The organism is Azohydromonas aeria (genome assembly GCF_009760915.1).
Lineage (GTDB): Bacteria > Pseudomonadota > Gammaproteobacteria > Burkholderiales > Burkholderiaceae_C > Azohydromonas > Azohydromonas aeria.
Genome location: NZ_VIDQ01000011.1, coordinates 67,028 through 91,063, shown reverse-complemented (window position 1 = coordinate 91,063; position 24,036 = coordinate 67,028). Strand labels below are relative to the sequence as shown.

The window sequence follows — 24,036 nt, the reverse complement described above, 5'->3', positions numbered from 1 at the left end:
CCACCAAGTCGCATAATGACCATATTGATCAATATGGCTTGGAGCTTGCATGATCACCGAAGTCAGCGCCGTGAACTTCCGTCAGAACCTGGGCGAGATGCTCAACCAGGTGCAGTACCGCAACGACAGCATCGTCATCAACAAGGACGGCAAGCCGGTGGCCGCCCTGGTGGACGCTGAGCTCTTTGCCCGCATTCGCCGCATGCGTGCCCGCTTCGATGCCCTCAGCGAGCGGATCGCCGAGGCCTACGCCGAGGTGCCGGCTGAGGAAGGACTGGCCGAGATCGAGGCCGCGGTGGCGGCAGAGCGGCAGCAGCGCTGATGCCGGGCCTGCGTGCCGTGCTCGACACCAACGTGCTGGTGTCGGGGCTGGCCTATCCGGGCAGCGTGTCGGGACGCATCGTCACCGCCTGGCGCCAGGGCGGCCTGGAGGTGGTGCTGTCGCGCTACATCCTGGACGAGATGGTCAGGGTGCTGCCACGCCTGCCCCGAATTCAAATGACGCCTGCGGAAATTCGTGACCTCGCCGACAGCTTCATGTTCCTGGCCGACGTGGTCGAGCCCATGGGCCAGCCGGACGGGGATCTGCGCGATCCGGCGGACCAGCCCGTGCTGCTCACGCTGCTGGCGGCGAGGGCGGACTACCTGATCACCGGCGACAAGGACCTGCTGGCGCTGTCGAGCCGGTATCCCATCGTCACGCCCGCACAGTTCTGGGAGCGGCACGGCGCCTGAGCGCCGCAAGGCAATCAGACGCCCAGGACCCGATGCAGCGCCCCCTCGTCCGCCGCCAGCTCGCTGGAGGGCCCCTCCAGCACCACGCGGCCCTTTTCCAGCACCACGCAGCGGTCGGTGTGCGCCAGCACCTTGCGGAAGTTGCGGTCCACCACCAGCGAGGCGATGCCGCTGGCGCGGATCAGGCCGATGACGCGCCAGATCTCGGCCACCACCAGCGGCGCCAGGCCTTCGGTGGCCTCGTCGAGGATCATCAGGTCGGGGTTGGTCATCAGCGCGCGGCCGATGGCCATCATCTGCTGTTCACCCCCTGACAATTGCCCGCCGCCGTGCTCCAGCCGCTCGGCCAGGCGCGGGAAGGTCTTCAGCACCCGCTCCAGCGTCCAGTCGCGCTGGCCCTTCAGGCCCGGACGCGCGGCCATCACCAGGTTCTCGCGCACGCTCAGGTTCGGGAACACGCCGCGGCCTTCGGGCACGTAGCCGATGCCCAGCCGCGCGATGCGCTCGGTCGGCTGGCCGGTCATGTCCCGGCCGGTGACGCTGACCCGGCCGCCGCTGGCCTTCACCTGGCCCAGCAGCGTGCGGATGAACGTGGTCTTGCCCATGCCGTTGCGGCCCAGCAGCCCCACGGCCTCGCCACGCGCGATGCGCAGGGAAACGCCCTGCAGCACGTGGCTCTGGCCGTAGTGCGCATGCAGCTCGGCGGCTTCGAGCAGGACGTCGGCGCTCGTGTTGGTGCCCATCAGTGGCTCTCCCCGAGGTAGGCGATCTGCACTTCGCGGTTGGCGCGCACGGCCGCCGGCGTGTCGCTGGCAATCACGCGGCCGTTGACCATCACGGTGATGCGGTCGGCGACGCGGAAGACGGCGTCCATGTCGTGCTCGACCAGCAGGATGGCGTGCTCGCCCTTGAGCTCGGTCAGCAGCGCCAGCATGCGCTCGGTTTCCTCCGCACCCATGCCGGCGAGCGGCTCGTCGAGCAGCAGCACCTGCGGCGCGCCGGCCAGGCACATGGCGATCTCCAGCTGGCGCTTCTGGCCGTGCGAGAGCGCGCCGGCGATGCGCTCGGCCTGCGCCGACAGCCCCGCCTTGCGCAGCGCGTCCTCGGCCGCGGCCTGGCTCCTGGCGCAGCGCTGCGCCGGCGTCCACCAGTCCCACGCGCGCTGCCAGCGCGCCTGCGCCGCCAGGCGGCAGTTCTCGCGCACCGTGAAGTTCAGGAAGATGGTGTTGCGCTGGTAGGAGCGCCCCAGCCCGGCGCGCGCGCGCCTGGGCTGGCTCCACGCGGTGGCGTCCTGGCCCATGAGCGTGACGCGGCCCTCGCTGGGCGCGATCTCCCCGGACAGCAGGTTGATCAGCGTGGACTTGCCCGCCCCGTTGGTGCCGATGACGGCGTGCAGGATGCCGCGCTCCAGCGTGAGCGAGACGCCGTCCACGGCCTTCAGGCCGCCGAAGCGGCGCGACACCTCGGTGGCGACCAGCAGCGCGCGCGTGTCGGCGGATGCGTTCATGACGGCGCTCATGGCCGGTCTCCCTTGCGCTGGAACAGCCCGATGAGCCCGTGCGGCAGCAGGGCGACGAAGGCGATGATGGTCAGGCCCAACGAGAGCTGCCAGTGCTTGGCAAAGGCGCCGAACACCGCTTCGGATTGGTAGAGCTCCTGCAGCAAGGTGAAGGCGAGGGCGCCCAGCAGCGCGCCGCGCAGGTGGCCCAGGCCGCCCAGGATGATCATCAGCAGCACCGCGCCGCTCTGGTGCCAGGACAGGATCTCCGGGTTCACGAAGCCGTCCTTGAGCGCATAGAGGAAGCCCGCCAGGCCGGCGAGCATGGCCGAGAGCACGAAGGCCGCGAGCTTGTACGGGTAGGTGGCGAAGCCCGCCGCGCGCATGCGCTGCTCGTTGGCCTTGATGCCGGCCAGCGCCCGGCCGAAACGGCTGCGCAGCAGCAGCGCCAGCAGGGCAAAGGTAGCCACCAGGCAGGCCAGCACGAACCAGTAGAAGTTGGCGCCGGCGTCCAGGTCGAGCAGCTGCATGCCGAACAGCGCCACCTCGGGCTTGAAGTAGATGTAGATGCCGTCGCTGCCGCCGCCGATGGGCGTGTCGTGGAAGACGAAGTACGCCATCTGCGCGAAGGCCAGCGTGATCATGATGAAGTACACGCCCTTGGTGCGCAGCGACAGCGCCCCGACGGCCAGCGCGTACAGCCCCGCCGCGCCCATGGCCGCGGGCAGCAGCGTCCAGATCGACGCGCCGCCCGACTGCGGCGTGAGCAGCACCGCGACGTAGGCGCCGATGCCGAAGAAGCCGGCATGGCCGAAGGCCACCAGCCCGGTCTGGCCCACGAGCAGCTCCAGGCTCAGCGCGAAGAGGGCCAGGATCATGATCTTCATCGTCAGCTCGACGTAGAAGCCGGTGAGCCCGAGCGGCAGCAGCGCCAGCGCGGCGAAGCCCAGCAGCACCGGCAGCGCCTTGAGCCAGGCGTCGCGCGCCGGTGGGGCCGATGCCGCGACGGGCAGCGAGGACGAAAGCGTGGTCGTGTTCATGGTTGCCTCCTCGACTTCAGCCGGCCTTGAACAGCCCTTCGGGCTTCCACAGCAGCATCACGGCCATCAGCACGTACACCGCCAGGCCCGCGGCCTCGGGCAGCAGCACCTTGCCGAAGGTGTCCACGAAGCCCACCAGCAGGGCGGCCACCAGCGCGCCCTTGATCGAGCCGATGCCTCCGATGACCACCACCACGAAGCAGATGATGAGCACGCCCGCGCCCATGTTCGGATAGACGCTGGACACCGGCGCCGCGATCATCCCGGCGAGTGCTGCCAGCGCCACGCCGATGGCGAAGACGATGCGGTAGAGCAGCCGGATGTTCACGCCCATGGCGCGCGCCATCTCGCGGTTGCTGGCGCCGGCGCGGATGCGCATGCCCAGCCGCGTCCTCGTGATCAGCGCCCACATCGCCAGCGCCACGGCGATGCACACGCCGGAGATGAAGAGCCGGTACACGGGATAGCTCATCAGCCCGCCCAGCGGGATGGAGCCGGAAAGCCACTCCGGCGGCTGCACGCCATGCACGTCGTTGCCCACGAGGATGGAGCGCAGCTCCTCGAACACGAGGATGAGCCCGTAGGTCATGAGCACCTGCTGCAGGTGCTCGCGCTCGTAGAGGTAGCTGAAGAACACCCACTCCAGCACGTAGCCCAGCAGCACCGAGAGCACGAGGCCGACGAGCAGCGTGGTGAAGAAGCCGCCGCCCAGGTGCGTGTTGACCCAGGGCGCCAGCGCGTAGGCCATGTAGGCGCCGATCATGTAGAAGCTGCCGTGGGCCAGGTTGATCACGCCCATGATCCCGAAGATCAGCGTGAGCCCCGAGGCCACGAGGAACAGCAGCAGCCCGTACTGGACCGCGTTCAGGCACTGGATGAGGAAGGTCGCGACGTCCATGGCGGCCCCTGCAGGAAAGCCCGCGGCGCCGGCCGCGGGCGGGTACTTCGGTGAGAGCGAAAAACAGGGCCCGCGCGGGGCCCCTGGGCAAAGGCTCAGAGCCTGCAGCCGCGTCCCGGGTCGGCCAGCGCCTTCACGGCGATGCCGGTGCTCTTGTTCTCCTTGCCGGAGACCTGGCGCAGGTAGAAGTCCTGCACCGGGTTGTGGTTCTTGGCGATGGTGAAGGTGCCGCGCGGGCTGTCGATCTTGGCGGCCTTCAGCGCGGCGGCGAACTCGGCCTTCTTGCTCACGTCGCCCTTCACGGCGTTCAGGCCGATGCCCAGCATCTGCGCCGCGTCGTAGCCCTGCACCGCGTACACGTCGGGCTGGAGCTTGAAGGTCTTGGCGTAGGCCAGGCGGAAGGCGTTGTCGCGCGGAGTGCCCAGGCCGTCGGCATAGTGCAGCGTGGTCAGCAGGCCCTGCGCGGCGTCGCCCTGCGCTTCGAGCGTGCCGTCGGTGAGGAAGCCGGCGCCGTAGAGCGGGATGCTCTTGTTCAGGCCCGCGGCGGCGTAGTCCTTGACGAACTTCACCGCGCCGCCGCCGGCGAAGAAGGTGTAGACCGCGTCCGGCCTGGTGGCGGCAATCTCGGTGAGCAGCGCCTGGAACTCGACGTTGGGGAAGGGCAGCGTGAGCTGCTTGACGACCTGGCCGCCGCCCTTCTCGAAGGCCTCCTTGAAGCCCGCCACCGACTCGTCGCCGGCGGCGTACTTCCAGGTGATGGTCACGGCCTTCTTGTGGCCCTTCTTGGCCGCGACCTCGCCCATGGCGTAGGCCGGCTGCCAGTTGGAGAAGCTGCTGCGGAAGATGTTGGGCGCGCACATCGGGCCGGTGACGGCGTCGGCGCCGGCGTTGGGCACGATCAGCAGCGTGTTGCTTTCCTTGGCGGCCTTGGCCATGGCCATGGCCACGCCGGAGTGCACGGTGCCGATGATCACGTCCACCTGGTCGCGCTTGATGAGCTTGTTGACGTTGTCGGTGGCCTTGGACGGGTCGGACTCGTCGTCCACCTTCACGAACTCCAGCTCGCGCCCGCCGAGCTTGCCGCCCTGTTCCTGCACGTAGAGCCGGAAGCCGTTCTCGATGGCGTTGCCCAGCGCGGCGAAGGTGCCTGTGTAGGGCAGCATGAAGCCGACCTTCAGCTTGGCCGGTGCCTGGGCGAAAGCCGGCTGGGCGGCGAGCAGCGCAGCAGCGGCCAGCGCGGCCAGCGTGTGGGGGTACTTCATCGCGTCGTCTCCGTGGAATGTCGTTGTATGAAAGCCCGGGTCGCGGCCGTGACGGCCTCGGGCTGGTCGCGGTGCGGCGAGTGGCCGCAGTCCGGCAGCTTCAGGAGCTGGGTTTGCGGTGCCGCCTGCGCGATGCCGTCGATCTGCGCCATGGTCCCGTAAGGGTCGTCCACACCCTGGATCGCCAGCACCGGGCAGGCGATGGTCGGCAGCAGCGCCTGGATCGTCCAGCGGGGGAACTCCGCATCCAGCCAGATCCCGTTCCAACCCCAGAAGGCGGAATCGACGTCATCGTGATATTTGCCCAGCCGCGCACGCAGTTCGCCCTCGACGTAGGCCCGGCGCGCCTCGCGGATGCTGGCCAGCCCGAATTCCTCGACCAGGATGTGCGGCGCCATCACGACGGCGCCGGCCACGCGCTGCCCAAAGCCCGCGGCATGGATGAGCGCGATGGAGCCGCCGTCGCTGTGGCCGAAGAGCCAGTACGGCGCCTGCACACCCAGCGCGTCCAGCAGCGCCGGCAGCACCTGCTGCGCCTGGACGTGCATGAAGTCCGGCCCCCAGCGCTCCCCGTGAGGCCGCGGCGTGGAGCGGCCGTAGCCCGGGCGCGAATACACCAGCCCGCGCGCGCCGGCGGCCTCGCACAGCTGCTGAGGAAAATCCTTCCACATCGCCAGCGAGCCCAGGCCCTCGTGCAGGAACACGATCAGCGGCGCATCGGCGGGCGCCGCGTCGTTGACCCAGCCGAGCTCGATGCGCAGGTCGCGCCCGGCGGCGTGGATGTGCGCGAAGCCGTGGGCCGGGCGCTGCGCCGTCATGGCTGCGCCTCCCGCTCGCGCAGCTTGAACCTCTGGATCTTGCCGGTGGCCGTCTTGGGCAGCTCGTGCAGGAAAGTGATCTGGCGCGGGTACTTGTGCGGCGCGAGCTGGCGCTTGACGAACTCCTTGAGCGTCTTGGCCATGGCCTCGCCGGCGTCGCGCGCGTCCTTGAGCACCACGCAGGCCTTGCAGCGGGTCAGCCCGTTGTCGTCATTGACGCCGATGACGGCCGCTTCCAGCACGGCGGGGTGCTGCATCAGCGTGGACTCGACCTCGAACGGCGAAACATACTGGCCGCTGACCTTGAGCATGTCGTCGCTGCGGCCGGCGTAGACGTAGTAGCCCTCGGCATCGCGGAAGTACTTGTCGCCGCTCTTGGTCCAGGCACCGCGGAAGGTGTCGCGGCTCTTGTCGCGGTTGCACCAGTACATCAGGGCGGCGCTGGGCCCCTGGATGTAGAGGTCGCCGACCTGGTCCGCGCCCTCGATGACGGCGCCGGCATCGTCGCGCAGCTCGACCTCGTAGCCCTCCACCGGCTTGCCCGAGGTGCCGTAGCGCACGTCGCCGGGGCGGTTGGAGAGGAAGATGTGCAGCATCTCGGTGGAGCCGATGCCGTCGATGATGTCGGCGCCGAAGCGGGCCTTGAAGCGCTCGCCGATCTCGCGCGGCAGCGCCTCGCCGGCCGACGAGCACAGCCGCAGCGCCACCTGATCGCGCGTGGGGCAGTTCGGCGCGGCCAGCATGCCGGCATAGCCGGTGGGCGCGCCGAAGAACACGGTCGGGCGCTGCTGCGTCCAGCGCCGGAACACGGCGTCGGGCGTCGGGCGCTCGGCCATCAGCACGGTGGTGGCGCCCACGCTCAGCGGGAAGCTCAGCGCGTTGCCCAGGCCGTAGGCGAAGAACAGCTTGGCGGCGGAGAAGCAGACGTCGTCCTCGCGCAGGCCCAGCACGGGCTGCGCGTAGAGCTCGGCCGTCCAGTAGAGGTTGCCGTGGGTGTGGACGGTGCCCTTGGGCCGGCCGGTGGAGCCGGAGGAGTAGAGCCAGAAGCCGATGTCGTCGGGACCGGTGTCGGCGCATCTCGCGGCCGGGACCTGCGCCGTGAGCCAGGACTCGAAGTCGTGCGCGCCCGCGGGCAGCGCGCTGCCGCGCGACACGACCAGCTGCTTCACCTCGTGCGGGCCGCGCTCCATGGCCGACTGCAGCGTGGGCAGCAGCGCGCCGGACACCAGCGCGGCCTGCGCGCGGCTGTGCGCCAGCATGTAGGCGTAGTCGTCGGCCGTCAGCAGCGTGTTGACGGCCACCGGCACCACGCCCGCGTACAGGCAGCCCAGGAAGGCCACGGGCCAGTGGTTGCCGTCGTGCATGAGCAGCAGCACGCGCTCCTCGCGGCGCAGGCCCAGCGCGGCCAGGCCGGCGGCGACGCGGCGCGCCTGGTCCGCCAGCGCCACATACGCGAGTGTCCCGTGGTCATCGACGTAGGCGGCCTTGGCACCGCGGCCTTCGTTGCGCGCGAACAGGTGCTGCGCGAAGTTGAAGCGCGCGGGGGGCGGCGCGGGGTGGGCCATGGCTTGTCTCCTCGAAAGGTTCTCCGGATCGAGCCGCCGGCCGGCGCCTCTGTCGGGCGCGTCGGTGCCGGCGGCGCTGTCGCGCCGTGCGCCTACGCGGCGGCGCGGCTGAACTCGATGGCGCCCTGCGGCAGCAGGTACAGCACCAGGGCGCGGCCGCCGCTGACGGTAGGGCGGTGCGCGCTGCCGGGCGGGTACACCTTCCAGCCGGCGCCCTGGCCGTCGAAGCGCGCCTCTCCGCCGGGCGTGCCGTCGTCCTGGATGGGCATGACCATGTCGATCTCGCCGTTGGGGTGCACGTGGTGCGGGCCGGCCAGGTCGCGCATGTCCACCACGTCCACCGAGAAGCCGTGCGTGGCGGCGCCGGGCTTCACCACACGGCCCCAGCGGATGCCGTCGTTCTCGCGGCTGCACATCCAGCCCGCGGCAATGGCCTCGCGGCAGGCCCCGAAGATCGCTTCGAACACCGGGCTGCCGGCCGGATGCTCGGCATTGAGCCGCTCGGCCAGGCGGTCGTCGACGGGCTGGCCTTCGAGCGTGGCCGTGAGCGAGGCGATCAGGTCCTGGAAGGTTTCTGGCGTCGTGGTCGGCATGGCAGCGGCGGGAGCTTGTTCCGTCTCCGGGCGAACCCCGGTTGTTGAACTAAAGTGCATGGCTGAAAGTTAGCGGCACCCCATTGCCCGGTCAAGCAATATAGTGCATGAGCCGGGTAAACACCGACTGCCATGGACGCCTCCACCCAAGACCAACATGAACGGACGGAAGTCCAGCGCGACCCTTTCCTGGCGGCCCTGGGCGAGCGGGTGCGCTCGCTGCGCGCACGCAAGGGCCTGACGCGGCGCGCGCTTGCGCTGGCCAGCGACGTGTCGGAGCGGCACCTCGCCAACCTGGAGCTGGGCGTGGGCAATGCCTCGGTGCTGGTGCTGCGCCAGGTGGCGCGGGCGCTGGACTGCGAGCTGTCCGACCTGCTCAGCGAGGAGAGTGCGAACGCCCCGGAGTGGCTGCTGATCCGCGAGCTGCTGCGCGGGCGCAGCGACGAGGAACTGCGCCGCGCGCGGGTGGCACTGAGCGAGTTGTACGTCCAGGCCGGGCCGCCCGACGCGCGCACGGCGCGCATCGCGCTGGTGGGGCTGCGCGGCGCGGGCAAGTCGAGCCTGGGGCAGCTGCTGGCCGACGACCTGAACGTGCCTTTCGTCGAGCTGAACCGCGAGATCGAGCGCGTGGCCGGCTGCGGGCTGGGCGAGATCCACAACCTGCTCGGCCCCACCGCCTACCGCCGCTACGAGCGCCGCGCGCTGGAGGAGACGATCCAGCTCTATCCGGACGCCGTCATCGCCACGCCGGGCGGTCTGGTGTCCGACCCGGCCACGCTCAACCTGCTGCTGGCGCACTGCTACACGGTGTGGCTCAAGGCCTCGCCGCAGGAGCACATGAGTCGTGTCGTCGAGCAGGGCGATCTGCGCCCGATGGCCGGCAACCGGGAGGCGATGGAGGACCTGCGCCGCATCCTCGAAGGCCGCGCCGCGTTCTACGGCAAGGCCGACCTCAGCTTCGATACCAGCGGCAAGACGCTGTCCGACGCCTTCGCCGGCCTGCGCCAGTCGCTGCGCCAGCACGCGGGCGTTTGAGCGGGGACATCAGCCGCTGCTCGGTGTTTTCCCGGTGACATGCACTAAAGTGCTTTTGGCGGGTTGACCTGTTGGTTTGCTGCACTATCATGCCGAACATCAGTTCTGCACGATGATGCACTTCCGGAAACGGAGTGCCGAGGAGACGAGATGACTGCTGTGGCCGACAACACCGCCCGCGTGGACTACCAGACCGAGCCGTCGCGCTACCGGCACTGGTCGCTGCGCACCGAGGGCGCCATTGCCACGCTGACGCTGGACATCGACGAGAACGGCGGGCTGCGCCCGGGCTACAAGCTCAAGCTCAACAGCTACGACCTCGGGGTCGATATCGAGCTCAACGATGCGCTCAACCGCATCCGCTTCGAGCACCCGGAGGTGCGCAGCGTCATCGTGACCAGCGCCAGGGAGCGCATCTTCTGCTCCGGGGCCAACATCTTCATGCTGGGCGTCTCCAGCCATGCCTGGAAGGTGAACTTCTGCAAGTTCACCAACGAGACCCGCAACGGCATGGAGGATTCCAGCGCCCATTCGGGGCTGAAGTTCATTGCCGCTGTGAACGGTGCCTGCGCCGGCGGCGGCTACGAGCTGGCGCTGGCCTGCGACGAGATCATCCTGGTCGATGACCGCTCCTCGGCGGTGAGCCTGCCCGAGGTGCCGCTGCTGGGCGTGCTGCCAGGCACGGGCGGACTCACGCGCGTCACCGACAAGCGCAAGGTGCGCCACGACCTGGCCGACATCTTCTGCACCACCACCGAGGGCGTGCGCGGCAAGAAGGCCAAGGACTGGCGCCTGGTGGACGAGGTGGTGAAGCCCGCGCAGTTCGCGCAGCGCGTGCACGAGCGGGCGCGGCAGCTGGCTGAGCAGAGCGACCGTCCGGCCGAGGCCCGCGGCGTGCAGCTCACGCCGCTGCAGCGCGTGATCGAGGCCGACGCGCTGCGCTACGGCTGCGTCACGGTGGAGATCGACCGCGCCCGGCGCGCCGCGACCTTCACCGTCAAGGCGCCCGAAGGCGCGCAGCCGGCCGACGTGGCGGCCATCGAGGCCGCGGGCGTGGCCTGGTGGCCGCTGCAGGTGGCGCGCGAAATCGACGACGCGATCCTGTCCATGCGCACCAACGAGCCGGAGATCGGCACCTGGCTGCTCAAGACCGCCGGTGACACGCAGGCCGTGCTCGATGCCGACGCGGTGCTGCAGGCGAACCAGGGCCACTGGCTGGTGCGCGAGACCACCGGGCTGCTGCGCCGGGTGTTCTCGCGGCTGGACGTCTCGTCCCGCACGCTGTTCGCGCTGATCGAGCCGGGCTCGTGCTTCGCCGGGCCGCTGCTGGAGCTGGCGCTGGCGGCGGACCGCAGCTACATGCTGGCGCTGCCGGACGACGAGGCGGCGGCGCCGAAGCTCACCGTCACCGAATCCAATTTCGGCCTGTTCCCGATGGCGACGAACCAGTCGCGCCTGGGCCGCCGCTTCTACGACGAAGCGCCGGCGCTGGAGGCGGTGCGCGCGCAACTGGGGCAGCCGCTGGACGCCGACGCCGCCTTCGCGCTGGGGCTGGTGACGTCGAACCCCGACGACATCGACTGGGCCGACGAGGTGCGCCTGGCCATCGAGGAGCGCGCCGCGATGTCGCCCGACGCACTCACGGGCATGGAGGCCAATCTGCGCTTCAACGGCCCGGAGACCATGATCACGCGCGTCTTCGGCCGGCTCACCGCCTGGCAGAACTGGATCTTCCAGCGCCCCAACGCCGTGGGCGACAAGGGCGCGCTCAAGGTCTACGGCAAGGGCGAGAAGGCGCAGTTCGACCTGAACCGCGTTTGAGGAGCATCGCCATGAGTCCCAGCACCTTGGTCCGTTCGGACTGAGGTATCGAAGGCCGAATCCGACAGGCTCGGTTGGCTGCATACCGGTCAGGGCCGTTCATTCTTCGATACCTCGGGACGAACGGGATACGGATCACGACATCTCAGGAGACACCGCCATGTCCGCCATCAACTACAGCGAGAAGATCCCCAACAACGTCAACCTGTCCGAGGACAAGACGCTGCAGCGCGCACTCGAACACTGGCAGCCCAACTACCTGCAGTGGTGGAGCGACCTGGGCCCGGACGGCTCGCAGAACTTCGACGTGTACCTGCGCACGGCGGTCAGCGTCGATCCGCAGGGCTGGGCGCAGTTCGGGCACGTGAAGATGCCGGACTATCGCTGGGGCATCTTCCTGAACCCGCAGGAGGCGGGCCGCCAGGTCAACTTCGGCGAGCACAAGGGCGAGGCAGCCTGGCAGGACGTGCCCGGCGAGCACCGCGCCAACCTGCGCCGCATCATCGTGACGCAGGGCGACACCGAGCCCGCTTCCGTGGAGCAGCAGCGCCACCTGGGGCTCACCGCGCCGTCGCAGTACGACCTGCGCAACCTGTTCCAGGTCAACGTGGAGGAGGGCCGCCACCTCTGGGCCATGGTGTACCTGCTGCACAAGTACTTCGGCCGCGACGGTCGCGAGGAGGCCGACGCGATGCTGGAGCGGCATTCGGGCGATGCCGACAACCCGCGCATCCTGGGCGCCTTCAACGAGAAGACCCCGGACTGGCTGTCGTTCTACATGTTCACGTACTTCACCGACCGCGACGGCAAGTTCCAGCTGTGCGCGCTGGCTGAAAGCGGCTTCGACCCGCTGGCGCGCACGACCAAGTTCATGCTGACGGAAGAAGCGCACCACATGTTCGTGGGCGAGTCCGGCGTGTCGCGCGTGATCGCCCGCACCTGCGAGGTGATGAACCAGCTCAAGACCGACGACCCGGCGAAGATCCGCGCCGCCGGCGTGATCGACCTGCCGACGATCCAGCGCTACCTGAACTTCCACTTCAGCGTGACCATCGACCTGTTCGGCGCCGACGAGTCGAGCAACGCGGCCATCTTCTACAACTCGGGGTTGAAGGGCCGGTTCGAGGAGACCAAGCGCGAGGACGACCACCGGCTGCACGGCCGCACCTACAAGGTGCTGGGCGTGGAGAAGAACGGGTCCGGCGGCCAGCTGGTCGAGCGCGAGGTGCCGATGCTCAACGCGCTCAACGAGGTGCTGCGCGACGACTACATCAAGGACTCGATCGGCGGCGTGAACCGCTGGAACAAGGTCATCGAGAAGGCCGGCATCCCGTTCCGGCTGGTGGCGCCGCACAAGGCCTTCAACCGCAGGATCGGCTCGCTCGCCGGCGCCAACGTCACGCCGGATGGGCGCGTGGTCAGCGGCGAGGAATGGGCGGCGCAGGAGAAGAACTGGCTGCCCAGCGCCGAGGACCGTGCCTTCGTCGCCTCGCTGATGGGCCGGGTGGTCGATCCCGGCAAGTTCGCCAACTGGATCGCGCCGCCGGTCATGGGCATCAACCGCCGGCCCATCGACTTCGAGTACGTGCGCTTCAACTGAAGGCGGAACCGACCGTGAACGCCCCGCTGCCCGAGGTGCTCAAGCAGCACCTGATCGACCCCGAGATCTGCATCCGCTGCAACACCTGCGAAGAGACCTGCCCGATCGACGCCATCACGCACGACGGCACGAACTACGTCGTGGACGCGGGCAAGTGCAACGCGTGCATGGCCTGCGTGCCGCCGTGCCCGACCGGCGCCATCGACAACTGGCGCACGGTGCTGCGGCTGGAGGCGTACTCGCTGGAGGAGCAGTTCGGCTGGGAAGAGCTGCCCGGAGAGAAGGCGCTGGGACTGGTCACCGATACCGCGGCCGAGGCGGCGGGGCCGCAGGTGCAGGCGCAGGCCGCGGTCGAAAGCCCGCTGTCCGACGCGGTCAACGGCGCGCAGGTGCCGCCGTGGTCGGCGTCGCATCCCTACGTCAACCTCTATGGGCACAAGAACCCGGTGACGGCCACCGTGGCGGGCAACTACCGCGTCACGGAGCTGGGCACCGACAGCGACACGCACCACATCGTGCTGGACTTCGGCCCGCAACCGTTCCCGGTGCTGGAAGGGCAGTCGCTGGGCATCCTGCCGCCGGGCGTGGACGCCAACGGGCGGCCGCACCACGCGCGCCAGTACTCCATCGCCAGCCCGCGCGACGGCGAGCGCCCCGGCTACAACAACGTGTCCCTCACGGTGAAGCGCGTCACCGAGGACCACCAGGGCCGGCCGGTGCGCGGCGTGGCCTCGAACTACCTGTGCGACCTGAAGAAGGGCGACACGGTGCAGGTGATCGGCCCCTTCGGCGCCAGCTTCCTGATGCCCAACCATGCCGGCAGCCACCTGGTGATGATCTGCACCGGCACCGGCAGCGCGCCGATGCGCGCCATGACCGAGCGCCGCCGCCGCCGCCGCGGCAAGGGAGAGGGCGGAAAGCTGATGCTCTTCTTCGGCGCGCGCACGCAGCAGGAGCTGCCGTACTTCGGTCCGCTGATGAACCTGCCCAAGGACTTCATCGACATCAACTTCGCCTTCTCGCGCACGCCCGGGCAGCCGCGACGCTACGTACAGGATTCAATGCGCGAGCGCGCCGCCGACCTGGCCGCGTTGCTGCGGGACCCGAACACCTATTTCTACGTCTGCGGCCTGAAGGGCATGGAGGCGGGCGTGCTGGAGGTGCTGCGCGAGGTGGCGCAGCGCCACGAGCTGGACTGGCCGGCGCTGCACCAGCAGCTCAAGCGCGAAGGCCGGCTGCACCTGGAGACCTACTGACATGAGCGTCGTCGTCGAGCGCGGTGCCGTGGCGCGCGTGCGCATGAACCGGCCGGAGGTGTTCAACGCTTTCGACGAAAGCATGATCGCGGCGCTGCACGAGGCTTTCACGCAGCTGTCCGGGGACGCGGCCGTGCGGGTGATCGTGCTGGAAGGTGCGGGCAAGGCCTTCAGCGCGGGGGCCGACCTGCAGTGGATGCAGCGCGCCAGCGCCGCCACGCAGGCGTGGAACCTGCAGGACGCGCGCCGCTTTGCCGGCATGCTCGCCGCCATCCAGCAGTGCCCGAAGCCGACCATCGCGCGCGTCCAGGGCGTGGCGCTGGGCGGCGGCGTGGGCTTGGCCTGTGCCTGCGACATCGCCGTCGCCGGGGAGGATGCGAAGTTCGCGGTGAGCGAGGCCAGGTTCGGCATCCTGCCCGCCGTGATCGGGCCGTACGTGGTCAACGCCGTGGGCAAGCGCCAGGCACTGCGGCTGGCGCTGACCACCAGCCGCATCGGCGCGCAGGAGGCGCTGGACATCGGCTTGGTGCAGAAGGTGGTGCCGCTGGACGGGCTCGACAGCGCCGTGGACGCCGTGTCGGCCGAGCTGCTGGTGGGCGGGCCGCAGGCCCAGGGCGAGATCAAGCGGCTGTTCGCACAGCTCCAGGTCGGGCCGATTACGGAGGACGTGCGCGAGCTCACGGCGCAGACCATCGCGCGCGTGCGCGCCACGGCCGAGGCGCGCGAGGGTTTCGATGCCTTCCTGGCCAAGCGCCCGCCGCACTGGATGCCGAAGGAGTGAAGACAGCATGAAAGTCAGGGCATGAACGTCGATTCGCTGCAGGACGCGCCGCTGCTGGTGGTGGGCGCGGGGATCATGGGCGCGGGCATCGCGCAGGTGGCGGCACAGGCCGGGCACCGGGTGTTTCTGTTCGACCTGCGCGAGGGCGCGGCGGCGCAGGCCCGGGACCAGCTCGCCGCCAGCCTGGAGGCGCTGGTGGCCAGGGGCAAGCTGACGGGCGAGGCGGTGAGGCAGGCGCTGGCGCGCATCGAGCCGGTGGCCTCGCTCGACGCCGCCGCCACGGCGCGGCTGGTGGTGGAGGCAGTGGTCGAGAAGCTCGATGCGAAGCGCGCGCTGTTCCGGCAGCTCGAAGGCATCGTCGGTGCGGACTGCGTGCTGGCGACCAACACCTCGTCCATTTCCGTCACGGCCATTGCCAACGGGCTGCAGCGGCCCGGGCGGCTGGTGGGCATGCACTTCTTCAACCCGGTGCCGCTGATGAAGCTGGTCGAGGTGGTGTCCGGGCTGCAGACCGAGCCGGCCGTGGCGCAGGCCATCTTCGAGCTGTCGAAGCGCTGGGGCAAGGTGCCGGTGCACGCGCGCTCGACGCCGGGTTTCATCGTCAACCGCATCGCGCGGCCGTACTACGCCGAGACGCTGGCGCTGCTGCAGGAGCGGGCCGCCGAGCCGGCGCTGCTGGACGCCTGCCTGCGCGCGGCGGGTTTCAGGATGGGGCCGTGCGAGCTGATGGACCTCATCGGGCACGACACCAACTTCTCCGTCACGCAGTCGGTGTTCGAGGCCAATTTCTTCGACAAGCGCTTCGTGCCCTCGCTGGTGCAGCGTGAGCTGGTCGATGGCGGGCTGCTCGGCCGCAAGTCGGGGCGCGGCTTCTACGACTACGCCGAAGGGGCGGTGAAACCCGCGTTGCCGGCCTTCGAGCCGGTGGAGCTGCCGGCGGCGACCCTCCTGAGCCTGCACGGGCGCGGCGCGGTGGCGCGGCGCATCGGCGCGGCGCTGGCGGCGGCGGGGCGCGGCTTCGAGCCGGTCCCGGACAGCGACTGGGTCGGACTGGAAATCGACGGCGCGCAGCTGCGGCTGACCGACGGGCGGCCCGCGTCGCAGGTGGGCGCGGGCGAGGTGTCGGAGGTGGCGGTGTTCGACCTGCCGCTGGCGGCCGAGCCGGGCGCGGTGCTGGCGTGGGCGCCGGCGGTGCAAGCCTCGGCCGGTTGGGTCAAGGCGGCGCCGCGCTGGCTGCGGGCGCTGGGCTTTTCCGCGCAGCGCTTGGCGGATGCCCCGGGGCTGGTGGTGGCCCGCACCATCGCCATGCTCATCAACGAGGCGGCCGACGCCGTGCACCAGGGCGTGTGCGACGAAGCCGGGGCGGATGCGGCGATGAAGCTGGGCGTGAACTATCCGAAAGGGCCCTTCGAGTGGCTGCGCGGCTGGGACGCAGCGGCGGTGATCGCGCTGCTCGATGCGCTGGACGCGCACTACCGCGGTGAACGCTACCGCGTCAGCCCGGGACTGCGCCTGCGCGCCTGGGGGCAGGGCACGCACGAGGTGGAATGCATCGGGGGTGGCGCTTGAAGTTCGCGGAGTTCCACGCGGGGCAGCGCATCACGGCGGGGCCCGTGGCGCTGAGCGAGGCGGAGATCGTCGAGTTCGCGCGAGCCTGGGATCCGCAGTGGTTCCATACCGATCCGGCCGCCGCCGAGCGCGGGCCCTTTAAGGGGCTCATTGCCAGCGGCTGGCAGACCTGTGGCCTGGCCATGCGCCTGGCCTGCGTGGCGGCGCTGGACGGGTCGGAAAGCTTTGCCTCGCCGGGCATTGCCTACGTCAAGTGGCCGAACCCGGTGCGGCCGGGCGAGCCCATGCGGCTGGAAGCCACGGTGCTGGAGGTGCGGCGTTCGCAGAGCAAGCCGGACCTGGGCGTGCTGCGCTGGCGCTGGGAACTGCTGCATGAGGATGGACGCCAGGCGCTGGAGCTGGAGGCGACGAGCCTGTTCAACCTTGCGGCGACCAGGTGAGGGCGCCGGACGGCAGGCCGTGATCGCCCGATAGACTGCACCGGATGAGTGCAGATGAATTCGTGGCCCTGCTGACGCTGGCCACGGCCATGAGCTTCACGCCCGGGCCGAACACCACGCTGTCCACCGCGCTGGCCGTGAACTTCGGGCTGCGCCGCGCGCTGGTGTTCGTGTCCGCCGTCCCGGTGGGCTGGACACTGCTGATGCTGCTGTGCGGACTGGGCCTGGGCGGGCTGCTGCTGGCGGTGCCGGCGGCGCGGGGCGCGGTCAAGGCGGGTGGCATTGCCTACCTGCTGTGGCTGGCCTGGAAGCTGTCGCACTCGGCACAACTGGGGCAGGCGGACGAGCGGCGTCTGGACGTCGGCTTCTGGCAGGGCGTGGGACTGCAGTTCCTCAACATCAAGGCCTGGATGCTGGCCCTGGCGCTGGCCGGCGGCTGGGTGACGAGCGCCCATGGGTTGCCCGCGACCAATCCGGGGCAGCGCTTGGCCATCGTGTGCGTGGTGATGGTGGTGTTCGCCTGGAGCAGCAACTTCAGCTATGCGCTCGTGGGTTCCGTGCTGCGGCGCTGGCTGGCGCAAGGGCGGCGCCTGCTGTGGTTCAACCGTGCCATGGCGCTGGTGCTGGTGGCCACGGCTGCGTGGATGCTGCGGGTGTAAAGGGCACGGCCCCGGCCGCCTGGTGACGGATGCCAAGCAGCGCTGTGGGTATGGAGCTGTGACAGACCCGAGACGCGGACATGCTTCAATTTAAACAACATACATGGCTGTAAAACAAAAAAGACATCCCAACGTCGAACTTGGACCCAGAAGCAATCAGCTGTCGGAACCTGACTGCCAGCGTCCGTCGACCAGCAGTTCGTGCGGGCGGAACTGGGCCTTGTAGGCCATCTTGTTACTGGAAGCGATCCAGTAGCCCAGGTAAAGGTAGGGCAGGCGCAGCAAGCGGGTCTGCTCGATCTGCCAGAGGATGTTGTAGGTACCGTAACTGGCGCTGTCGTCGGGCTCGTAGAAGGTATAGACGGCGGACAGGCCGTCACTGAGCACGTCGAGGATCGACACCATCTTCAGGGCGCCCAGGCCAGATTCGCTGGGTTCACGGAATTCCACCAGACGCGAGTTGACGCGGCTCTGGAGCAGGAACTGGGTGTACTGGTCCACGCTGTCGTGGTCCATGCCACCGCCACTGTGTCGTCCGGACTGGTAGCGCAGGTAGAGCTGGTAGTGTTCGGGCAGGAAACACAGGCGCAGCACGCGCGCCACCAGGCCCTGATGGGCCTTCCAGGCGCGGCGCTGGCTGCGCGAGGGTGTGAACTCGCGGACCGGCACCCGCAGCGGCACGCAGGAGCGGCAGCCATCGCAGTAAGGCCGGTAGGTGAACAGCCCGCTGCGCCGGAAGCCGCGCGCCACCAGTTCGGAATAGGCGTCGGCATGGATGAGGTGGCTGGGCGTTGCGACCTGGGAGCGGGCCAGCCGGCTCGGCAGGTAACTGCAAGGGTAGGGCGCCGTGGCATAGAACTGCAGCGACGCGAGGGGAAGTTCCTTGGGAGCGGTCACGCGCGAGCACCTCGAAGCGTCGGACGCAGGCCCAGCTGCGTCCACATCGTTTCATGATAGGTCCAGTCCCGCACGGGTTCGGCATCCACGGTGTTCGCCACGTGGCGCAGAAACTCGGCGCGCGGCATCTCGTGCGCACCCAGCGAAGCCAGATGCGACGTGTTCTGTTGGCAATCGATAAGCCTGATGCCCTGCACCCGGCAAAAGCACACCAGTGCCGCAAGCGCGATCTTGGAAGCGTCCGTGCGGCGCGAGAACATCGATTCGCCGAAGAACATTCGGCCCAGCGCAACGCCGTAGAGCCCGCCAGCAAGCTCGCCATCAATCCAGGTTTCGAAGCTGTGCACGCAGCCTGCGCCATGCCAAGCGGTGTAGGCGCGTTGCATGTCGGGCACGATCCAGGTGCCGTCCTGCCCCTCGCGAGGACTGTTGGCGCACGCGTTCAACACGTCACTGAAAGCGGTGTCGATGCGAACTTCGCAATCCGGCGCTGCGATGAAGCGCTGCAGCGTCTTGCGCAGCGAACGGTGCAGGCGGAATTCGGTAGCGGGCAACACCATGCGCGGGTCCGGCGACCACCACAGCACGGGCTGTCCTTGAGAAAACCACGGAAAGACGCCGTTGCGATAGGCCTCGCACAATCGCCGGAGCGTGAGTTGGCCGCCCGCAGCCAGCAGCCCAGGCGCATGCGAGTCAATTCCCAGCGCCTTGGTCGGCGCTGGCAACGGCGTGCATTCGTCTTCCAGCCAAGGCAGCGGCGGGCTCATGAGGAAGATGATCCCTGCTGCACAGGCGAACGGAAAAGATCAGAAATTCCCGACTGTCCGGACATGGTGTCTACGACACGATGCCCGTTCCAGTTGAGAACCAAGTAATGAGGAACTGCAGGAGTTCACCCTTCGAAGCGACCGCCGCCTCGAAAGGCTGCACTAGACAAGTTCAGCCTAGGTCCGTGTTGCTTACGGCCGATGCGGGCGAGTCGATGGCACGGATGTTTTGAGCCAGCTCGCCCTTTGGGCCCTTGACGATTTCGAAGCTCACGCGACTGCCTTGCTTGAGCGTACGGAAGCCCTCCATCTGGATGGCAGAGAAGTGCGCGAACACGTCTGCTCCACCATCTGCAGGTTGAATGAACCCGAAACCCTTGGCGTCATTGAACCACTTGACAGTACCGATAGCCATCTTCTTCCCTCCAAGTTTTTTGCTGCGGTGCAGCAGATTTTGTTAGGGGCATTCCGCTCGTGTCAATGAGCAACGTCACCATCTTCATACAAATTGACACATCCAATGGGCATCCTGTCCTTGCGGCCATCGCGGCAAGTGCAATATCCGTAGCAGATGCCAATGCAGACCAAGTCGATAGAATGAAACCATGCCCTCGGAACCTCCCAAGCTCCCTTCACGAGCCCCTGTTGTACCTGGGCGCGACGACGGCGCCGTGGTGGCGGAGCGCAAGACGGCGCGCACCCGTCCGCCTCGCTTGTACCAAGTCGTCTTGCTCAACGACGACTACACCCCAATGGAGTTCGTGGTGATGGTGTTACAGGAGTACTTCAAGCGCGACCTGGAGACCGCCACGCACCTCATGTTGAAGATCCACCATGAAGGTCGGGCCGTTTGTGGTGTTTACACCAAAGACGTAGCGGCTACCAAGGTTGAACTCGTACTGGCAGCGGCACGCCGCTCTGGTCACCCGTTGCAGTGCATTATGGAGGCCGCATGATCGCGCAAGAACTGGAAGTTAGCCTGCACATGGCGTTCGTGGAAGCGCGCCAGCAGCGGCATGAATTCATCACCGTAGAGCACCTGCTCATGGCATTGCTCGACAACCCTTCTGCAGCTGAAGTGCTGCGTGCCTGCGCCGCCAACATCGATGACCTGCGCAAGAGCCTCTCGGCGTTCATCAAGGAGAACACGCCGACGGTAGGCGGTACAGACGAGGTCGATACTCAGCCCACGCTAGGCTTCCAGCGCGTGATCCAGCGGGCCATCATGCATGTGCAAAGCACGGGCAGCGGCAAGAAGGAAGTTACCGGAGCCAACGTGCTCGTCGCCATTTTTGGCGAAAAGGACTCGCACGCGGTGTACTACCTCCACCAGCAGGGCGTGACACGACTGGACGTGGTTAACTTCATCGCACACGGGATCAAGAAGTCAGATCCACCTGAGCCGACCCGTTCCAACGACAACAGCAGTAGCAACGAATCGGAAAAGGAAGAGGCCGGCGAGGGCAAGGGCTCCCCGCTGGATCAGTTCACGCAGAACCTGAATGCGCTGGCCAGCGCTGGCAAGATTGATCCCCTTATCGGCCGGGAAGGCGAAGTCGAGCGGGTCATCCAGGTGCTGTGCCGGCGCCGCAAGAACAATCCGCTGTTGGTTGGCGAAGCCGGCGTCGGCAAGACCGCCATCGCCGAAGGCCTAGCGTGGCGCATTACGCAGGGTGATGTACCGGAGGTGCTGGCGAGCTCGACGGTATACGCGCTTGACATGGGTGCACTCCTGGCAGGTACCAAGTATCGCGGCGACTTTGAACAGCGGCTCAAGGGCGTGCTCAAGCAACTCAAGGACCAGCCGCACGCCATCCTGTTCATCGACGAAATCCATACCCTGATCGGTGCGGGCGCCGCGTCGGGCGGTACTCTAGATGCCAGCAACCTGCTCAAGCCGGCGCTGAGTTCCGGGGCAATGAAGTGCATCGGCGCCACCACCTTTAGCGAGTACCGCGGCATCTTCGAGAAGGATGCGGCGCTGTCGCGGCGTTTCCAGAAGGTGGACGTGGTCGAGCCGTCGGTGGAACAGACGGTGGAAATCCTCAAGGGCCTGAAGTCCCGTTTCGAGGAACACCACAGCGTGAAGTACGCGTTGGGTGCCCTGCAGGCGGCTGCAGAGTTATCGGCAAAGTACATCAATGACCGGCACCTGCCTGATAAGGCCATTGACGTGATTGACGAGGCCGGCGCAGCGCAGCGAATCCTGCCCAAGAGTAAGCAGAAGAAGACAATCACGCGCACTGAGGTAGAAGAGATCGTCTCCAAGATCGCCCGCATCCCGCCGGCTTCGGTGTCGAGCGACGATCGTAGCAAGCTCAAGACACTGGATCGTGATCTCAAGAGCGTGGTGTTCGGCCAGGACCCAGCCATTGATGCGCTGGCTGCGGCCATCAAAATGGCACGCTCCGGCCTGGGTAAACCCGACAAGCCGATCGGCTCGTTCCTATTCAGCGGTCCGACCGGCGTGGGCAAAACTGAGGTAGCCAAGCAGCTTGCGTTCATCCTGGGCATCGAGCTGATTCGCTTTGACATGTCCGAATACATGGAGCGCCATGCGGTGAGCCGCCTCATTGGCGCGCCTCCAGGCTATGTCGGTTTTGATCAGGGCGGTCTCCTGACCGAGGCTGTGACCCAGAAGCCGCACGCGGTGCTGCTGCTCGACGAGATTGAGAAGGCGCATCCTGACGTCTTCAACGTGCTGTTGCAGGTCATGGACCATGGCACGCTGACCGACAACAATGGGCGCAAGGCGGATTTCCGCAACGTCATCATCATCATGACGACCAATGCGGGTGCCGAGACGATGAACAAGGCAACCATCGGCTTCACAACCCGGCGCGAAAGCGGCGACGAGATGGCCGACATCAAGCGCCTGTTTACGCCTGAGTTCCGCAACCGCTTGGATGCCACAGTCAGTTTCCGCGCCCTGGACGAGGAAATCATCCTGCGTGTGGTGGACAAGTTCCTGTTGCAGTTGGAGAGTCAACTCGCCGAGAAGAAGGTGGAAGTCACTTTTACCGACTCCCTCCGTAAACACTTGGCGAAGAAGGGCTTCGATCCGCTCATGGGCGCGCGCCCGATGCAGCGCCTGATCCAGGACATGATCCGCCGCGCCCTGGCTGACGAACTGCTCTTTGGCCGACTCGTCGAGGGCGGTCGCTTGACCGTAGACCTCGACGATAAGGAAGAGGTGCAGTTGCAGATCGAGCCGCGCAAGAGCGACCGGCCGCGGGCCGAACCGGCTACGACCTCCTGACGATGCGTTGAAATTCAGCCCCGGTGGGCGTGGTCCGCTGGGTCCTGCAGGTAGTACGACATCAACAGCCGGTACATCGCCGGCTGTTGTTCTTTTAGCGCCAGTGGCGTGACGAAAAAGGCCTCACTAGCCACGGCGAAAAACTCTTCCGGACCTTCGCAGCCGTAAGGGTCAATGGCGGTTTCCACGCCGCGATCCACCCAACGGCAGAACTGTTTGAACTCCGGCTCAAACACGTCGCGCCAGCGAACCTGGGTCTGAGCATCTGGCAGCAACGGCACGCCATCGGCGACGCCGTCACGCATATCCAGTACATGAGCAAATTCGTGGATGACGACGTTGTAGGCTGGCTGGCCTTGTGCTGCTGGCGCTGTGCCGTAGACATCGTTCCAACTGAGCATCACAGGCCCGCCCCCGACTGCTTCACCGGCCAAAACCTCGTCGTATACATGAACCACGCCGGCCTCGTCGCGAAGCTCTCGTGGCGCCACTACCGAGTCGGCATGCATGACGATGCCCACAAATCCTTCGTAGCAGGAGATGCCAAGCTTGAGCACCGGCAGGCAGGCCTGCGCAGCCACGGCCACGACAATGTCGTTGCGCAACTCGAACCCATCAACGCCGTGAAACTCCTTGCTGTCCAGGAACAGGCTGCACAGCCGCCGCAGCGCCAGCAGGTCGGCATCGCTGCGTAGGGACAGAAAGGGGAATCGCCGGAGTGTGAGTTGCCACAGGGTATCCGGAATAGGGCGGCGCTCTAGGGCACGCGCTTCCCGCCGCTGCTGCAGCGATTGACGAAGCCAGCCGAGCACGTCTTCAAACGCCCAAATTCATGGGTTCGAAGCCGGTGCGGCTCAATCGCAGCGCCTGGGCCCGGGCATCTCCCGGCCCGTCGACTTCCCAATCGCTCAACACCAGGCGTTGCAAACCAGGCGCCAGCTCATGCCGTCCCGGGCGATGCGTGTGACCATGCACCAGGTCGCTGCACTGAGTCTCGCGCATCCAAGCTAGCGCCGCTGCCGGATCGACATCGGCCCAAACAACCGGGTCGCTCTGATGCTGGCGGCTGGCGTGGCGCATGGCCCGGGCCAGATCCAACCGTTCTCTCAAGGAGCGGGTCAGGAAATCGGCCTGCCAAGCGGGCTGGCGGACCTGGGCGCGAAAGTGCAGGTACTCGACGTCGGCTAGGCACAACTGGTCGCCATGCGACAGCAGCACGCGGCGGCCATGGGCCTGGAGCACAGTCGGATCGTCGAGCAGCGCCACGCCACAGGCGCCCAGCAACTCGGAGCCCAGCAGGAAGTCCCGGTTGCCTGGCATGAAACCGATCCAGCGCTGCCGGGACGCCTCACGCAGCGCCCGGATGGCATTTGCCTCGAAGCCAGGCTGGGATGCGCAATCGTCCCCCACCCAGGCTTCGAACAGGTCTCCCAGGATGAACAGCGCCTGCGCCGGCGTCGCGGCGAGATAGTCAATCCACGCCTGGAAGGTTCGCGGGCGCGTTGCGTCCAGATGCAGGTCGCTGACGAAGTCGATGCAGTCC

The 24,036-nt window shown here is 67.6% G+C and carries 25 protein-coding genes; 12 read left to right on the top strand and 13 right to left on the bottom strand.

Annotation, left to right across the window (positions count from 1 at the left end; genetic code table 11):
- The first annotated feature begins 49 nt into the window (after positions 1 to 49).
- Together FJ694_RS09145 and FJ694_RS09140 are read left to right on the top strand one after the other, a co-directional pair.
- Entirely contained in the window at positions 50 to 322 is a 273-nt protein-coding gene (locus tag FJ694_RS09145; protein ID WP_157266273.1) for a type II toxin-antitoxin system prevent-host-death family antitoxin, read from the top strand.
- A complete protein-coding gene (locus FJ694_RS09140) occupies positions 322 to 735 on the top strand; it encodes a putative toxin-antitoxin system toxin component, PIN family (protein WP_157266272.1) in 414 nt (137 codons plus the stop codon). The genes FJ694_RS09145 and FJ694_RS09140 overlap by 1 nt, the downstream gene beginning before the upstream one ends.
- Positions 736 to 749: 14 nt before the next feature.
- Here the strand turns inward: FJ694_RS09140 and FJ694_RS09135 are convergent, their stop codons facing one another.
- The 8 genes from FJ694_RS09135 to FJ694_RS09100 form a co-directional block, all read right to left on the bottom strand.
- Positions 750 to 1,478, bottom strand: a complete 729-nt coding sequence (locus tag FJ694_RS09135) for an ABC transporter ATP-binding protein (protein ID WP_157266271.1) — start codon at positions 1,476 to 1,478, stop codon at positions 750 to 752.
- Positions 1,478 to 2,254, bottom strand: coding sequence for an ABC transporter ATP-binding protein (locus FJ694_RS09130; RefSeq protein ID WP_232539965.1), 777 nt, complete (start codon positions 2,252 to 2,254; stop codon positions 1,478 to 1,480). Before FJ694_RS09130 ends, FJ694_RS09135 begins: the two co-directional genes overlap by 1 nt.
- Positions 2,251 to 3,273, bottom strand: a complete 1,023-nt coding sequence (locus FJ694_RS09125) for a branched-chain amino acid ABC transporter permease (protein ID WP_157266270.1) — start codon at positions 3,271 to 3,273, stop codon at positions 2,251 to 2,253. Before FJ694_RS09125 ends, FJ694_RS09130 begins: the two co-directional genes overlap by 4 nt.
- A gap of 16 nt (positions 3,274 to 3,289) precedes the next feature.
- Positions 3,290 to 4,171, bottom strand: coding sequence for a branched-chain amino acid ABC transporter permease (locus FJ694_RS09120; RefSeq protein WP_157266269.1), 882 nt, complete (start codon positions 4,169 to 4,171; stop codon positions 3,290 to 3,292).
- 95 nt (positions 4,172 to 4,266) lie between these two features.
- Positions 4,267 to 5,433, bottom strand: a complete 1,167-nt coding sequence (locus FJ694_RS09115) for an ABC transporter substrate-binding protein (protein WP_157266268.1) — start codon at positions 5,431 to 5,433, stop codon at positions 4,267 to 4,269.
- Entirely contained in the window at positions 5,430 to 6,251 is an 822-nt protein-coding gene (locus tag FJ694_RS09110) for an alpha/beta fold hydrolase (protein WP_157266267.1), read from the bottom strand. Before FJ694_RS09110 ends, FJ694_RS09115 begins: the two co-directional genes overlap by 4 nt.
- Positions 6,248 to 7,816 carry a benzoate-CoA ligase family protein gene (locus FJ694_RS09105; RefSeq protein WP_157266266.1) on the bottom strand — a complete coding sequence of 523 codons (1,569 nt, stop codon included), beginning with the start codon at positions 7,814 to 7,816 and terminating at the stop codon, positions 6,248 to 6,250. Before FJ694_RS09105 ends, FJ694_RS09110 begins: the two co-directional genes overlap by 4 nt.
- A gap of 92 nt (positions 7,817 to 7,908) precedes the next feature.
- Positions 7,909 to 8,409: a 4-hydroxylaminobenzoate lyase gene (locus tag FJ694_RS09100; protein ID WP_157266265.1), complete on the bottom strand. Its 501-nt coding sequence runs from the start codon at positions 8,407 to 8,409 to the stop codon at positions 7,909 to 7,911.
- A 132-nt stretch (positions 8,410 to 8,541) separates the two neighbouring features.
- On the opposite strand from FJ694_RS09100, the gene FJ694_RS09095 reads away from it, so the two are divergent.
- The 8 genes from FJ694_RS09095 (at position 8,542) to FJ694_RS09060 (ending at position 17,570) form a co-directional block, all read left to right on the top strand.
- Positions 8,542 to 9,444, top strand: a complete 903-nt coding sequence (locus tag FJ694_RS09095; protein WP_157266264.1) for a helix-turn-helix transcriptional regulator — start codon at positions 8,542 to 8,544, stop codon at positions 9,442 to 9,444.
- Between the two features lie 150 nt (positions 9,445 to 9,594).
- The gene (gene boxC / locus FJ694_RS09090) at positions 9,595 to 11,265 is read left to right on the top strand and encodes a 2,3-epoxybenzoyl-CoA dihydrolase (protein ID WP_157266263.1); all 1,671 of its coding nucleotides are present in this window, start codon (positions 9,595 to 9,597) and stop codon (positions 11,263 to 11,265) included.
- Between the two features lie 160 nt (positions 11,266 to 11,425).
- Positions 11,426 to 12,865 (top strand): benzoyl-CoA 2,3-epoxidase subunit BoxB, encoded by a 1,440-nt coding sequence (boxB, locus tag FJ694_RS09085; protein WP_157266262.1) that lies wholly within the window; start codon positions 11,426 to 11,428, stop codon positions 12,863 to 12,865.
- A 14-nt stretch (positions 12,866 to 12,879) separates the two neighbouring features.
- Positions 12,880 to 14,121, top strand: coding sequence for a benzoyl-CoA 2,3-epoxidase subunit BoxA (gene boxA, locus FJ694_RS09080; protein WP_157266261.1), 1,242 nt, complete (start codon positions 12,880 to 12,882; stop codon positions 14,119 to 14,121).
- A 1-nt stretch (position 14,122) separates the two neighbouring features.
- Positions 14,123 to 14,902, top strand: coding sequence for an enoyl-CoA hydratase-related protein (locus FJ694_RS09075; protein ID WP_157266260.1), 780 nt, complete (start codon positions 14,123 to 14,125; stop codon positions 14,900 to 14,902).
- Positions 14,903 to 14,923: 21 nt separating this feature from the next.
- Entirely contained in the window at positions 14,924 to 16,471 is a 1,548-nt protein-coding gene (locus FJ694_RS09070) for a 3-hydroxyacyl-CoA dehydrogenase (protein WP_157266259.1), read from the top strand.
- Positions 16,468 to 16,911 (top strand): MaoC family dehydratase, encoded by a 444-nt coding sequence (locus tag FJ694_RS09065; RefSeq protein ID WP_157266258.1) that lies wholly within the window; start codon positions 16,468 to 16,470, stop codon positions 16,909 to 16,911. Before FJ694_RS09070 ends, FJ694_RS09065 begins: the two co-directional genes overlap by 4 nt.
- Before the next feature lie 44 nt (positions 16,912 to 16,955).
- On the top strand, positions 16,956 to 17,570 hold the full coding sequence (locus tag FJ694_RS09060) for a LysE family translocator (protein ID WP_157266257.1): 615 nt from the start codon (positions 16,956 to 16,958) through the stop codon (positions 17,568 to 17,570).
- A gap of 156 nt (positions 17,571 to 17,726) precedes the next feature.
- On the opposite strand, the gene FJ694_RS09055 is transcribed toward FJ694_RS09060, so the two are convergent.
- From FJ694_RS09055 to FJ694_RS09045, 3 genes are all read right to left on the bottom strand, one after another.
- Positions 17,727 to 18,467, bottom strand: coding sequence for an arginyltransferase (locus tag FJ694_RS09055; RefSeq protein ID WP_157266256.1), 741 nt, complete (start codon positions 18,465 to 18,467; stop codon positions 17,727 to 17,729).
- Complete coding sequence (gene aat / locus FJ694_RS09050) at positions 18,464 to 19,234, bottom strand: leucyl/phenylalanyl-tRNA--protein transferase (RefSeq protein WP_157266255.1); 771 nt, start codon at positions 19,232 to 19,234, stop codon at positions 18,464 to 18,466. Before aat ends, FJ694_RS09055 begins: the two co-directional genes overlap by 4 nt.
- 172 nt (positions 19,235 to 19,406) lie before the next feature.
- On the bottom strand, positions 19,407 to 19,649 hold the full coding sequence (locus FJ694_RS09045; protein WP_157266254.1) for a cold-shock protein: 243 nt from the start codon (positions 19,647 to 19,649) through the stop codon (positions 19,407 to 19,409).
- 190 nt (positions 19,650 to 19,839) lie between these two features.
- On the opposite strand from FJ694_RS09045, the gene clpS reads away from it, so the two are divergent.
- Together clpS and clpA are read left to right on the top strand one after the other, a co-directional pair.
- Positions 19,840 to 20,190: an ATP-dependent Clp protease adapter ClpS gene (clpS, locus tag FJ694_RS09040; RefSeq protein ID WP_157266253.1), complete on the top strand. Its 351-nt coding sequence runs from the start codon at positions 19,840 to 19,842 to the stop codon at positions 20,188 to 20,190.
- Positions 20,187 to 22,493, top strand: coding sequence for an ATP-dependent Clp protease ATP-binding subunit ClpA (clpA, locus tag FJ694_RS09035; RefSeq protein WP_157266252.1), 2,307 nt, complete (start codon positions 20,187 to 20,189; stop codon positions 22,491 to 22,493). Before clpS ends, clpA begins: the two co-directional genes overlap by 4 nt.
- 14 nt (positions 22,494 to 22,507) lie before the next feature.
- Here the strand turns inward: clpA and FJ694_RS09030 are convergent, their stop codons facing one another.
- On the bottom strand, positions 22,508 to 23,305 hold the full coding sequence (locus FJ694_RS09030) for a M90 family metallopeptidase (RefSeq protein WP_157266251.1): 798 nt from the start codon (positions 23,303 to 23,305) through the stop codon (positions 22,508 to 22,510).
- 4 nt (positions 23,306 to 23,309) lie between these two features.
- Entirely contained in the window at positions 23,310 to 24,029 is a 720-nt protein-coding gene (locus tag FJ694_RS09025; protein ID WP_375140206.1) for a UDP-2,3-diacylglucosamine diphosphatase, read from the bottom strand.
- Positions 24,030 to 24,036 lie beyond the last annotated feature (7 nt).

Coding starts and splice junctions, on each gene's coding strand:
- FJ694_RS09105 (WP_157266266.1), bottom strand. CDS start 7,816: ATGGCCCACCCCGCGCCGCCCCCCGCGCGCTTCAACTTCGCGCAGCAC.
- boxC (WP_157266263.1), top strand. CDS start 9,595: ATGACTGCTGTGGCCGACAACACCGCCCGCGTGGACTACCAGACCGAG.
- FJ694_RS09060 (WP_157266257.1), top strand. CDS start 16,956: ATGAGTGCAGATGAATTCGTGGCCCTGCTGACGCTGGCCACGGCCATG.
- aat (WP_157266255.1), bottom strand. CDS start 19,234: ATGAGCCCGCCGCTGCCTTGGCTGGAAGACGAATGCACGCCGTTGCCA.
- FJ694_RS09130 (WP_232539965.1), bottom strand. CDS start 2,254: ATGAGCGCCGTCATGAACGCATCCGCCGACACGCGCGCGCTGCTGGTC.
- FJ694_RS09125 (WP_157266270.1), bottom strand. CDS start 3,273: ATGAACACGACCACGCTTTCGTCCTCGCTGCCCGTCGCGGCATCGGCC.
- FJ694_RS09140 (WP_157266272.1), top strand. CDS start 322: ATGCCGGGCCTGCGTGCCGTGCTCGACACCAACGTGCTGGTGTCGGGG.
- FJ694_RS09120 (WP_157266269.1), bottom strand. CDS start 4,171: ATGGACGTCGCGACCTTCCTCATCCAGTGCCTGAACGCGGTCCAGTAC.
- FJ694_RS09070 (WP_157266259.1), top strand. CDS start 14,924: ATGAACGTCGATTCGCTGCAGGACGCGCCGCTGCTGGTGGTGGGCGCG.
- clpS (WP_157266253.1), top strand. CDS start 19,840: ATGCCCTCGGAACCTCCCAAGCTCCCTTCACGAGCCCCTGTTGTACCT.
- clpA (WP_157266252.1), top strand. CDS start 20,187: ATGATCGCGCAAGAACTGGAAGTTAGCCTGCACATGGCGTTCGTGGAA.
- FJ694_RS09135 (WP_157266271.1), bottom strand. CDS start 1,478: ATGGGCACCAACACGAGCGCCGACGTCCTGCTCGAAGCCGCCGAGCTG.
- FJ694_RS09115 (WP_157266268.1), bottom strand. CDS start 5,433: ATGAAGTACCCCCACACGCTGGCCGCGCTGGCCGCTGCTGCGCTGCTC.
- FJ694_RS09095 (WP_157266264.1), top strand. CDS start 8,542: ATGGACGCCTCCACCCAAGACCAACATGAACGGACGGAAGTCCAGCGC.
- FJ694_RS09110 (WP_157266267.1), bottom strand. CDS start 6,251: ATGACGGCGCAGCGCCCGGCCCACGGCTTCGCGCACATCCACGCCGCC.
- FJ694_RS09145 (WP_157266273.1), top strand. CDS start 50: ATGATCACCGAAGTCAGCGCCGTGAACTTCCGTCAGAACCTGGGCGAG.
- boxB (WP_157266262.1), top strand. CDS start 11,426: ATGTCCGCCATCAACTACAGCGAGAAGATCCCCAACAACGTCAACCTG.
- FJ694_RS09075 (WP_157266260.1), top strand. CDS start 14,123: ATGAGCGTCGTCGTCGAGCGCGGTGCCGTGGCGCGCGTGCGCATGAAC.
- FJ694_RS09100 (WP_157266265.1), bottom strand. CDS start 8,409: ATGCCGACCACGACGCCAGAAACCTTCCAGGACCTGATCGCCTCGCTC.
- FJ694_RS09045 (WP_157266254.1), bottom strand. CDS start 19,649: ATGGCTATCGGTACTGTCAAGTGGTTCAATGACGCCAAGGGTTTCGGG.